This is a genomic window from Candidatus Seribacter sulfatis, assembly GCF_964187635.1.
GTDB lineage: Bacteria > Verrucomicrobiota > Verrucomicrobiia > Opitutales > Seribacteraceae > Seribacter > Seribacter sulfatis.
The window spans coordinates 1-11,753 of record NZ_CAXLMO010000114.1; the positions used below are offsets into that span (position 1 = coordinate 1).

The 11,753-nt window shown below is 47.3% G+C and carries 11 protein-coding genes; 9 read left to right on the forward strand and 2 right to left on the reverse strand.

Features of this window, described 5'->3' with window-relative positions:
* From ACKPQ5_RS10370 to ACKPQ5_RS10390, 5 genes are all read left to right on the forward strand, one after another.
* Positions 1-684, forward strand: a 684-nt coding sequence (locus tag ACKPQ5_RS10370) for a 3-keto-disaccharide hydrolase (protein ID WP_407679037.1), incomplete at its 5' end; no start/stop codon positions are given.
* 158 nt (positions 685-842) lie between these two features.
* Positions 843-3,872: a DUF1592 domain-containing protein gene (locus ACKPQ5_RS10375; RefSeq protein WP_407679038.1), complete on the forward strand. Its 3,030-nt coding sequence runs from the start codon at positions 843-845 to the stop codon at positions 3,870-3,872.
* 2 nt (positions 3,873-3,874) lie between these two features.
* Positions 3,875-5,128 carry a DUF1552 domain-containing protein gene (locus tag ACKPQ5_RS10380; RefSeq protein WP_407679039.1) on the forward strand — a complete coding sequence of 418 codons (1,254 nt, stop codon included), beginning with the start codon at positions 3,875-3,877 and terminating at the stop codon, positions 5,126-5,128.
* Positions 5,129-5,173: 45 nt separating this feature from the next.
* Positions 5,174-5,479, forward strand: a complete 306-nt coding sequence (locus tag ACKPQ5_RS10385; RefSeq protein WP_407679040.1) for a hypothetical protein — start codon at positions 5,174-5,176, stop codon at positions 5,477-5,479.
* 22 nt (positions 5,480-5,501) lie between these two features.
* Positions 5,502-5,846 carry a hypothetical protein gene (locus ACKPQ5_RS10390; RefSeq protein ID WP_407679041.1) on the forward strand — a complete coding sequence of 115 codons (345 nt, stop codon included), beginning with the start codon at positions 5,502-5,504 and terminating at the stop codon, positions 5,844-5,846.
* A 2-nt stretch (positions 5,847-5,848) separates the two neighbouring features.
* Here ACKPQ5_RS10390 and ACKPQ5_RS10395 read toward each other — a convergent pair whose 3' ends face one another.
* Complete coding sequence (locus tag ACKPQ5_RS10395) at positions 5,849-7,213, reverse strand: sulfatase (RefSeq protein ID WP_407679042.1); 1,365 nt, start codon at positions 7,211-7,213, stop codon at positions 5,849-5,851.
* Positions 7,214-7,282: 69 nt separating this feature from the next.
* Between ACKPQ5_RS10395 and ACKPQ5_RS10400 the strand changes: the two genes are divergently transcribed.
* A complete protein-coding gene (locus ACKPQ5_RS10400) occupies positions 7,283-8,125 on the forward strand; it encodes an alpha/beta hydrolase (RefSeq protein ID WP_407679043.1) in 843 nt (280 codons plus the stop codon).
* A gap of 122 nt (positions 8,126-8,247) precedes the next feature.
* Positions 8,248-9,099, forward strand: coding sequence for a ThuA domain-containing protein (locus ACKPQ5_RS10405; protein ID WP_407679044.1), 852 nt, complete (start codon positions 8,248-8,250; stop codon positions 9,097-9,099).
* Positions 9,100-9,166: 67 nt separating this feature from the next.
* On the opposite strand, the gene ACKPQ5_RS10410 is transcribed toward ACKPQ5_RS10405, so the two are convergent.
* Complete coding sequence (locus ACKPQ5_RS10410) at positions 9,167-9,409, reverse strand: zinc ribbon domain-containing protein (RefSeq protein ID WP_407679045.1); 243 nt, start codon at positions 9,407-9,409, stop codon at positions 9,167-9,169.
* A gap of 169 nt (positions 9,410-9,578) precedes the next feature.
* Here ACKPQ5_RS10410 and ACKPQ5_RS10415 point away from each other — a divergent pair, with 169 nt between their 5' ends.
* Entirely contained in the window at positions 9,579-10,343 is a 765-nt protein-coding gene (locus ACKPQ5_RS10415; RefSeq protein ID WP_407679046.1) for a hypothetical protein, read from the forward strand.
* A gap of 65 nt (positions 10,344-10,408) precedes the next feature.
* The coding region (locus ACKPQ5_RS10420) for a sulfatase-like hydrolase/transferase (RefSeq protein ID WP_407679047.1) at positions 10,409-11,753 on the forward strand (1,345 nt) is incomplete at its 3' end.

Genomic DNA, 11,753 nt, shown 5'->3' on the forward strand with positions numbered 1-11,753 from the left:
GCCTACGGTAAGTCGATCGATCCGAGTCAGGCCAGTTGGCATAAAAAATATGTCAAACAGCAGAATGCTCCGGATCCGGCGGACATGCTTTTGAATACCGATCCGGAACCCAATCTGAAAAAAGGCTTTGTTGATCTTTTCAACGGCAAGGATCTGAAGGGCTGGACCCCAAGGGGAGGCACATGCAAGTTTGAGGTCGAGGATGGGGCGATCGTCGGCACCTGTATACCCGGATCGCCCAGCACGTACCTTTCCACCGAGCGGGAGTATGAAAACTTTATTTTCACCTGCGATATGAAGTGGGTTGTAAACAGTAATTCCGGGATCATGTTCCGGGCGAAATTGAAGGGAGAGAATCAGGTATATGGACCGCAGGCGGAAATGGAAGAGGAGAACAAAGGGCGTGGATGGTCTGGTGGTATTTATGGACAAAGCTGTGGGGGATACTGGTATCCTTTGTGGCTTGAGGAACACAAAGAGATTCGCGCTGCCCGCAAGAACGGGGAATGGAACCGGGTCACCATACATGCCAAGAACAATGTGGTGAAGACCTGGGTGAACGGGGTACCCGCTGCCCACTGGAAAAATGATGAATACCTAAAGGGCTTCTTTGCCCTGCAAATCCATTCCGGTAAGCAAGGCAAGGTTTTGTTCGATAACATTCGGATTAAGGAATTGAAGTAACTTCTTCGCTTACTTCATAATCTCAAAACATTTAGAACAACTAAATGTATTCTTGAGTTAGTAAACCGTAAGGTTAACCTGTTTTTGAACATATTGAATTTGTGATTGGAAATCAGATTTTAAATTTTCGGCTGAAGGAGCAGTCGATTATCCTCCTCTTGAGCCTGTTTAACTTAGGCTCCGCAGGATTATCTGCAAAATTACCGGAAAAGTTGGAATTGTTCTTTGAGAATCATTGCATGGATTGTCATGATGACGAAATTACTGAGGGTGGTTTGGACTTTCTCTCGCTTACTTGGCAGCCGGAAGATTCCTATAACGAAAGCATCTGGGTAAAGATTCACGACCGGATAAAGTCAAAGGAGATGCCGCCTCCTAAAAAGAGTAAGGTGCAGGATTTTGAAAGGGAAGAGTTGACCCAGGCTTTGGGGAAGATGATTCTTGAAGCACGCGAACTTGCCTATGCTCTAAATGGACGATCGGTTTCGAGAAGGATTAACCGGTTTGAATATGAAAATGTCCTCCGTGATCTTCTGCACGATCCTTATCTTAAAATTGCCGGGCAACTACCATTGGACGGTGAAGTGCATGGCTTTGCCAAAGTGGGCACTGCCCTGGATGTATCCCATGTTCAGGTCGACGCCTATCTCGATGTGGCAGAATTTGCCTTAAGGCGTGCCCTTGATTTTCCTGAAAAGAAGCCTAGCTCGACTACCAAGCGTGTGTATGCACGCGAGCAGAGAAGAATGTGGGCACCAGGAGGTAATCCGGCGTGGACCCGGTTTTCGCTAGCCCTTGATGGGCTGGAAATCAATGACGAGTATTCCTTTCGCAAACTGGGTCTGAACCGTAAAATTAACAGCGTTGTGGTTGACGACACCGATACGGAGCGTATCGGACCATGGAAAAAGTCCACTCGTCGAGCCAACCATTTGGGTAAGCATTACCTGGCCACTGCAAAGAACAATGGCCCCCACGAAATAACCTGGAAGACCGTATTACCTAAACCCGGTACATACGAAGTGCGCGTAAGTTTCTGCGGAGGAGAAAGTCTGAGCAACGCTGCCCCTTACACCGTTCATCATGCCAAAGGAAATACCCGTCTCCTCATTGATCAATCCGTCAAACCGACCATAGACAATCTGTGGTTTCCGCTCGGTCAATTTAGCTTCGATAAAAAAGAATCTGGTCCCATACGCGCAGCGGTTTCTCTTTCAGACAAGGGTACGGAAGGCTACCTGATTGCCGATGCCGTACAGTTCGTGCATCTGGATGAACTTGAAAATAAAAGAGATCTATCGACTTACCTTGAAGAAAGCTCCACTGCGATTTTCCGGGGTGCGTACACACCTTTTTATTACGGCTTTGATGATTATAAAGCACCCGTTCGTGGGAACTACCGCATCCGTATCAAAGCAAAATCCGTGATTCGGCAGACGGACTATGTTGAATGGGAGGGGGATAAGAAACCACGCTTCTACCCCGATCTCGTCCTCGATGCCTCTCGGCGCTACCCAACCCCTGTCGACGACCGTATTTTTCCCGGTAAACGCAGTGAACCTGTCAAGGTCTACTCTTCGACCCTGTATGAACCCAATACCCAGAGCATGTTGCCCATCGGCACATTTGAAGCACCACCGGGTGAGCCTCAAGTCTTTGAACTGAATGCCTTTATGGAAAAGGGCGGCATGGTGAAACTCGATTGTATGCGTCTGCCTTCACCCATGGTTCCGGCAATGCCGCATACCATTCCAAAAACCGATGACGGGTTTCCCGGTGTCGCTTTTCATTGGATGGAAGTGGATGGACCGCTTATCGAAAAATGGCCGCCACCGTCCTACCTTGCGTTGTTTGGAGATCTGCCTTTCGAGAAGGGCGCCAAACATATCGTGGCTCTCTCTGAAAACCCGTCTGAAGATGCGGCTAGGGTACTTACCGGTTTCATTGAACGGGCTTATCGACGTCCCGTTACAGAGAAGGAATTCGATCGGTTTTATCAATATGCCCAAGTTCTTCTTGAAGAAACTTCTTTCACTGAGGCAATGATTGCTACCTTCTCGGCAGTACTGGCTTCTCCAGAGTTTCTTTTCCAATGCAGCCAACCCGGCAAACTCGATGACTTTGCCTTGGCGGAGCGACTCTCCTTCTTCCTCGGAGAATCGATGCCGGATGAAACGCTTAGCAAACTGGCCCGCACCGGAAAGTTGCGGGTCGCCGGAAACTTGAAGAAGCAGGTTGACCGATTGATCGATAAGCCTGAGTTCAACCGTTTCGTGCAGAAATTTCTTAACTCCTGGCTCAAGCTGGATGAGATCAACGATACAGACCCCGATCGTGAACTTTACCCGGAGTACGCTGGCGATTGGTGGTTGGTGAGTTCGATGGTGAAGGAAAGTCAGCTCTTTTTTGCAGACCTGATCGTCAACAATCGGTCCGCTGCTGGGTTGATCGATTCGGACTACACATTCCTCGATGAACGCCTCGCCCGGCATTATGGAGTAGACGGACTGCAGGGACCTGTCTTTAAACGCACTAAACTTCCTTCGCAAAGTCCGTATGGAGGAATTCTGACACAGGCCTCCGTGCTCAAAGTTACTGCTAATGGCACCGTTACTTCTCCCGTCTTGAGAGGAGTTTATGTGCTGGAGCGTTTGCTTGGTTATCATCCGTCTCCACCCCCACCTTCCGTGCCTGCTGTGGAGCCGGACATCCGGGGTGCGAAAACCATTCGGGAGTTACTTGCCAAACATCGTGAGGATCCGAGTTGTGCGAGTTGCCACGCAAAGATTGATCCGCCCGGGTTTGCTCTCGAAAGCTTTGATGTGATGGGGCGTTGGCGTGACAACTACCGATCACTCGGCGAAGGATCCAAACGTATCGCAGGCCTTGGCCGGAGCGGTAATGAGTTTGTCCATTACATCGGTTCAGAGGTCGATTCATCAGGCCGGATGTATAAAGGAGAAGCCTTTGACGGAATCAATGAATTCAAAAAACTGCTTCTGCAGGACAAGGAAGTCATCGCCCGTAATCTGGTCCATCAATTGATTGTTTATGCTACGGGTGCTCCGGTGGCATTTTCGGACCGTGATGAGGTGACAGCCATTTTGGATCAGACGAAGTCATCTGATTATGGAGTTCGCAGTATTATACATGCCATCGTAGAGAGCCCGCTTTTTTTAAGAAAATGATCATGAAAACAAACCGTAGAAATTTCCTTCGTGCCGCCGGTATAAGCCTTGGTCTACCCATGCTTGAATCATTTGGTGCTTCTCCAGGCCAACTATCGCCACGTCGCATGATTGCCATCAATCAGGATTTGGGCTTCATTCCCAAATTGTTTTTTCCGAAAGGGGCAGGTCGCAATTATGAACTTTCCAGTTACCTGGAGAAGATCGCGGATCACCGGGACAAGTTCACGGTTTTCAGTGGCTTATCCCATCCGGGGGTTGATGGTGGGCATCGGGCGGATAAGTCATTTCTCACCGCTGCTCCTCATCCTGGCCGAGCGAGTTTTCGAAATACCATTTCCCTCGACCAACTCATTGCCAACGAGATCGGGCACGAAACCAGATTTCGCTCCTTTTCTCTTTCTATTAATGACTCAAGAAGTCTGTCGTACACGCAGGCAGGCGTAGAGATTCCTACCATCAAGAGTGCTTCTGAACTTTACAAAAAAATGTTTTTGCAAGGGGATGAGAAGGCTATGCGAGCACAAGTTGAACGTCTGAAGCGTAGGGGAAGTATTCTTGATGTGGTGATGGGCCAAAGCAAGGACCTCAACAAACGGATTACGGCCACCGATCGGGAGCGAATCGATCAATATGAAACAGCGGTTCGCAGTTTGGAACTACGATTAAGTGAAGCGCAGGCCTGGGAAACATTACCAAAGCCAAAGGTTGATGTGGAGATGCCCGACTATCCCTCTGATAAACAGCAGTTTTTTGAGATGATCCGTATGATGAACGATATGTCCCGTCTCGCTCTACAGACTGACTCCACCCGGGTGATAACCCTGTTTCTGGGTAGTGTCCGTACGCCAGGTGTCGATTTTGGTGATGGACGCACCATAGGCGGATATCACAATATTTCTCACCATGGTAAAGATGAAGCCAAGCTGAAACAGCTTGCCGAAATCGAGATCGGGCAAATGGAATTGCTCAACGAATTGTTGCAAGGTCTCAATGACGTGGAGGAGACTAACGGTACTCTGTTGGATAACACCATGGTGCTCTATGGTTGCCACATGGGGGATGCAAATATTCACAACAATAAAAACCTTCCCGTTATTTTAGCTGGAGGAGGTTTTAAGCACGGGCAGCACCTTGCCTTCAATTCAGACAATAATGCTCCACTGGCCAACCTCTATGTAAGTATGCTGGAAAATATGGGTATTGATAAATCAAAGTTTGCCAGCAGTACGGGTACGCTTACCGGTCTGAGTTAAAAATAGGATGTAAGAAATCTTCACTCTATGACATGAAGTGTTTGTATGAACAATTATATGTCTCGTTTAGAAAAGAAGGCTCAGGAAGAGGATAACCAGAAGTTCGCCTCCAAAAAAATGGGGTTTTTCATTTATGTACCCTGCTGGATTCCGATCATTTTAGCATTTTTCCTCCTGGTCATGGGTATGGCTTCGGAAGCAAGTCCCTATATTGTGATGGGTAGTTTGCTTGCTCTGGTCTGCGGTTCCCTTGGTCAAATGCGTGAAAAAATCATCCAACAGAATCAAGCTATTAAGTCGCTTCAGGAAAACCTTAACGAGATTGATTCCGGGCCGGATCGAGATTCCTAAATTGAATCCACTCGGTTGTAGATTGAGGGTATTCATATATTCACTGATCCCTCTACTATCTTTGCTTTTGTCAGGTTGTGCTGGTAGTCCCACTACCCGGATCAGTCCTTATTCATGGGATGACCCATACAGGAAGGCTGAAAACTATGAGAGCAAAAATCCAGAAAGTGTGATTGTTACCGAAGGAGATCTTGAAAGAAATTACAGGGAAGTGGCCAGAATTTATACCGAAGGAAGACCCAAAGATAAGCAGGAAGCCTTCAGTCTAATGAGAAGCCGGCTCTCTTCATTCAGGGCCGATGCCGTCATCAAAGTTAGGAAAAAGAAAAATAAGAATTACGAGGGGATCGTGGTTCTTTTCGATTAGTCTTATTTTTTCGGCTTCTTGGAATTTTTCTTCAGGACTTGGCTGGCCACTTCCTTTTTTGGTAACCATTTTTTGAACCGGCTCAGGTCGGAAGTTGCGGCCAGGTTCTTCCATTCATAGGGATCCTTTGTATGGTCATAGTACTCCTCAGATCCGTCGGCATACCGGATGAATCTTTCGTTTGCGGTACGCACCGAATGGTTTCCGCGTCCATGAGTGGTGATGGCAGGGTGTTTCCATTTAGCCTTGGGGTTTTGCAGGAGAACAGAGATGTCGTGACCGCTTACATGGTCAGGTTTTTTAACTCCAGTCAAGGAGCATAGGGTAGGGTATATGCTCATGGTGTCGACAGGTTGACTGCATTTCGTCCCGGGCTTGGTAACCCCCGGTGTCACCCATATCATTGGGATACGGGTGGTCTCTTCCCAGAGAGCAAATTTTCTCCAATGTTGTTTTTCACCGAGTGACCATCCATGGTCGCTCCAGAATACGATGATGGTATTCTTGCGGTCAGGACTTTTCTCAAAGGCATCGAGGAGTCTGCCCACATTCATATCTGTGTAGGCACAGGTGGCGAGGTACGACTGAATCGCAGCTTTCCAGCGCCCACTTTTCAAAAACTTGGCATGGTCAGCCTGCGGATTGGCCATTTTAATTCCCGCCGGGGGTATGTCATCGAGATCATTTTCAATGTGAGGTGGGAGCTTGATTTTATCTAGAGGGAAGTCTTCATAATATTTGCGTGGTGCCACAAATGCCAGGTGGGGTTTATAGAGTCCACAGGCGATGAAGTATGGCTTCTTACGCTTTTTCGAAAGTCGTTCCACGCAGTAATCAACCGAGTGCCAATCCACAATGTCTTCATCCTTTAAATCCGGAAAAGTTTTTTCGATATGGTACCCGTCGTACTTGTCGACTCCCGGACCGTTACCGGATAAGTTTCCTTTGTCCATGTAATCACTCCACTCCTCGTTCAAAACATCCATTTGGTGGTAAATCTTACCGGCTCCGGAAACATAATACCCGGCTTGTAAAAACTGGGCGGATAACCCTTCGCCCGGCTTTTGATATTTCCGCCAAGCATGTCCGTTTTTGTAGCATCCGCTTACCCATGGACGCCGGCCACTCATGAGGGCACAACGGGAAGGCTCGCAGGCAGGAACCGCCGTGTGTGCGTTGGTGAAGGTGATGCCCATGGCTGCAAGACGATCAATATTCGGGGTCTTGGCCTGTGAGTTACGACCCAGGTGGCTCACCCAATGGTTCAGGTCGTCGACTGCAATGAAGAGCACATTCGGACGGTCATCTGCTGTGAGCGTAAGGGTGGAGAAAAAGACTGTAACAAGGGTAAGAAAGCGAAGGGTCATAATGGATTATATTGGGTATCTAAAGATTGTACTCTTGTCAGTTTTACTCAATCGAATCATCTTTGGAAGATGATTTTTAGATATTCATCCATTCTTTTTTTAACGACCCTTTTCTGCCTGAGTTCATTTGCTCGGGATAATGTAAGCCCTGATGAAGTTCTTGAGTACAAAAATACTCCCCAGGGAAAACTTTTTCTTCATACTTATTATCCGGATAATTGGAAAAAGACGGATAAGCGGCCGGCGGTGGTCTTTTTTTTCGGGGGCGGATGGAGCGGCGGATCGTACACCCAGTTTTCCCGGCATGCGGATTACCTGGCATCCCGTGGAATGGTTGCTTTTGCTGCGGACTATCGGACGAAAAGTAAACATAAGACGGAGCCAAAGGCCTGTGTCAGTGACGGCAAGTCAGCGGTTCGCTGGATACGTGGAAATGCGGCGAAATTAGGAGTGGATCCAGAAAAGATCATTGCGGGCGGAGGATCCGCCGGAGGACATGTGGCTGCCACAACGGCGACGATCAAAGCCTTTGATGAATCAAGTGACGACTTGTCCATTAGCCCCAAACCCCAGGCCCTGCTGCTTTTCAATCCGGTAATCGACAACAGTGAAAAGGGATATGGATACTCGCGGGTGGAGGAGTACTGGAAAGACTTTTCCCCCATGCACAATATTAGAAGAGGGATTCCCCCCACCATATTTATTTGCGGAACGAAGGATAATCTCATTCCAGTTGCGACTGGAGAACTATTTAAGAAAAAGATCGAGAAAGTGGGTGGCCGTTGTGATCTCCACTGGTACAAAGATGCAAAGCATGGTTTCTTCAATGCAATGTACACGGAGACTATGCTTGAGGTGGACAAGTTTTTGGTTTCCCTTGGATACCTTAAAGGTCCTGCCACTCTTAACTAGTCTATCCAAACAAATTTATAAATACCTCTATGATTTAATAAGATGGTATGTATCCAATTTATGCTTATCAGAAACCCGAAATTTTAGTATTCGTTTTCAATATTATAATCAAAATTAACCTAATGATATCACTACCACGCATTCTCCTCGCTTTCACGCTGTCAGTTCTGGCTTTTTCTTCCCTGTCTTTTGCTAAAAACAAGAAAGTCGTTTTTCTTGCTGATAAGGGTAAAAACACGGCGGTTCACGCTCATGAGAGCGGTAATGCCATTCTTGCCAACGCACTTGAAGAGAGTGGGTTAGGTTTTGATACCGCCCAGTACAAAGGGTGGCCCACCGATGCCAAGGTTTTTGATGGAGCTGATTCTGTGGTGATCTTTTGCAATGGTGGTAAAGGACACTTGGTGATGAACCATCTTGACCAGTTTGAGAAACTGATCGATTCGGGAGTTGGTTTTGTTTTTATGCACTATGCCGTGGAGGTGCCGATCGGCAGGGCAGGGGTTCTTATGCGTGAAGCTATGGGTGGCTATTTTGAGACCCATTGGTCGGTTAACCCGCACTGGACTGCTGACTTTAAATCCCTTCCCAAGCATCCGATTACCCGTGGAGTTAAACCATTTACCCAAAAGGACGAGTGGTATTTTCACATGCGCTTTCAGCCAGAAATGAAGGGAGTTACTCCTATTCTTTCAGCTCACCCTCCCAAGGAAACCATGAACCGTAAGGATGGTCCTCATTCGAACAATCCTCATGTCCGTAAATCCATGGCCGCTGGAGAAATTCAGCATATTGGTTGGGCCTATGAGCGCCCCAATGGTAAAGGCCGTGGCTTTGGTACCACCGGTGGGCACTATCACAACACCTGGGCGAGAGACAATTGGCGTACTGTAATACTCAACGCGATCGTTTGGACCTGCGGTGTGGATGTTCCTGAAAAAGGAGTTCCTTCGATTGCCCAGTTGATCAAATAATAAACTAGTTCTGACACCGCTTTCTTTAAAGCGGTTTCAGTTACTTAGTTTAAAAATGCCTTGGGTTTTAGCAGCAACTGCATCCACCGTCACTCGATTTCGATTTTGAAAACATAGATAGGGTGGATTCATCTGGCTCGGACTCCTGGCAGGAAATAAGCCGACGAACCGGGGTAAAGGGAGGCGTACTTCCCATGTGATGGTTGGCCAGCGAGCATAGTTGCCCCCAGTTGGTCAGAGTTTCTTTGATACTGTGACTCACAGTAATAGTTTCTCCGTTTTCGTCGCAGTGGTAGTCGTAGCTAATCATGGGTGGATATTGTTTAAAAAATAAAATTTTGGGAACGAATTGATTTAACAAAATTTCTTTACGTTTTGACTAGCTAAAAGTGCATCAGAAGCAAAACTCTCAGACAGAATTTGTTTGAAGGAAAAGATTTAAGAGTAAGAAAATGGAAACTCATAACATTTAAAACATTATGAAATTAGTTTCTTCAATCTATTGCCTTCTTTTCACGCTGTGCCCTGTTTTCGCTTCTGAAAATCCATCCGATCCAATAAATAACTTTGAAATCGAAAAACAAAGGCGTTCAGAATTATCCCTACTTGACGATAGCAGTGCATCCAATAAATCTGCGCCAACTGTGTTCAAATCCGAACTTTTTAAGTCAGGGAAACTGATCTATTCCGATGATTTTATTGGTGCTGTAAACAAAGAGTTTTGGGGGCAACCCAAGGGTAAGAAAATCAAGGATGGGATCTTGATCGTCGGTCCTCTTTTTAAATCCAAGGAGGAGGCAATGAAGGCCCTTAAACGGGATCATCACCTCGGTTTGGAACCGGTTGCACACATTAACCGAATTCCTAAAAAGTTCGTAATGCATTTACGCTATCAGTTTGCCAAGCCTGAGCTTACGGCGGGACGTCCATCCTTTCAGATCGGGCATCACATGATTAATCTTGGGATTGTAAAAGACGGGGGGCACCGCGTGAAACTTCCCGATGGACCCTCCTTCTTTGAGCCTATATCTGACATGGCATTAAATAAATGGATCGATTTAGTCATCGAATATGAATTGGGGAAGATTCGCGTACTGGTTAATGGACATGGAAATACCTATGAGCACGAAAAGGTGACAATCATAAATCCAAAGGCCAATGGAAATCACCGTTTCACATTCAAGGGTGGACCCGAATGCGAAATCCTTTTTGACTATGTAAGACTTTGGGACTGTACAGACTAGACCCCCCTTTTATTAATCTAAGCTAGCATCTTAATAAGGCTTCGAACAGGAGGACAACTCTTCAAATGAAAAATTATACATTCATTGTAATATCACTCTTTGTAGTATTCGGCTTGCAGGTTTCTGCTAAGGATAAGACACCCAATGTTATTCTGATCTACACGGATGATTATGGATACACTGATCTGGGTGTACTTGGCATCGACAAACATGTTGATACCCCGATTATGGATCGGCTTGCCCGGGGAGGGGCTTTAATGACCGCAGGCTACAGTTCGGCCCCGCAGTGTGTGCCTTCACGAGCCGGGTTGATGGTTGGCCGGGTACAGAATGAGTTTGCTTTTCCCCACAATCAAAGCGATGCGGGGGAGGGCAGCGGTCTTATGCCCCGAATTTATCCCAAAGGTACGGATATGGCTGGCAAGCCAGTTCTTACCATAGCGGACCGGATGAAAAAGCTAGGCTATCTAACCGGCTTCTCCGGCAAGTGGCACTTGGGACCGTCGAACAGTTCAAACCCAAAGCACGATCCACGAGCGCGTGGCTTTGACTACTACTGGGTCGGTTCCATGGAAAGCGGATCAACCAATCTTTCGCTCGATGGCAAGGCTGTGGAGCATCAGGAAAGGAAAGGCTTACCCGAAGGAATCGCCAATCGTGTGATCCTTCAGGGTAAGTACGGCGAATCTTTTATCGACTTCAGCCAGACTGGAGATAAGCCGTTCTTTCTCTACCTACCGCTCTATGCTCCGCATATCCCACTGATCAAGAGGTCGGATCCTTATTACAAGAAATTCCCCAAGCTCGATTATCCTCATTATGATGATTGGAGAGATGACCGAAGAAGGATGGGCTTGGCACTGATCAAATCCATTGACGACGCGGTGGGTGGAGTGATGACCAAACTTCTTGAGCACGGCCTTGAAGAGAACACCATGGTTCTCTTCGCCAGCGATAATGGTGCCCCAAGTAAAATGGGGAGAGAAGAACCGGGTCTGCCTGCAGGAGCACCGGGAACAAAAGGCGGAGTCTGGAATGGATCGAACAATGTGCCCATGCGTGGTGAAAAAGGCAGCCTGTTCGAGGGAGGGATACGGGTACCCATGTTTGCTTACTGGAAAGGCAAAATTATTCCCGGCACGGTCATTCAAGAGATGGTGACCACGCTTGATCTTACTGCAACAACCCTTAAGGCCGGAGGCGGAGTGATCCCTGAAGAGTTTGACGGGGTGGATCTGCTTCCCCGGTTGACCGGGCAAGTCTCCAAAATTAAAAGATCGGAACCGATGTTCTGGGATTTCTGGCACACTCAGGTAGTCCGTTTCGGCGACTGGAAACTATGGCGTTCCAGTAAGCAGGAACTGTTATTTAATATAGCGAAGGATCCGTATGAACTGACCAATCGGGTCC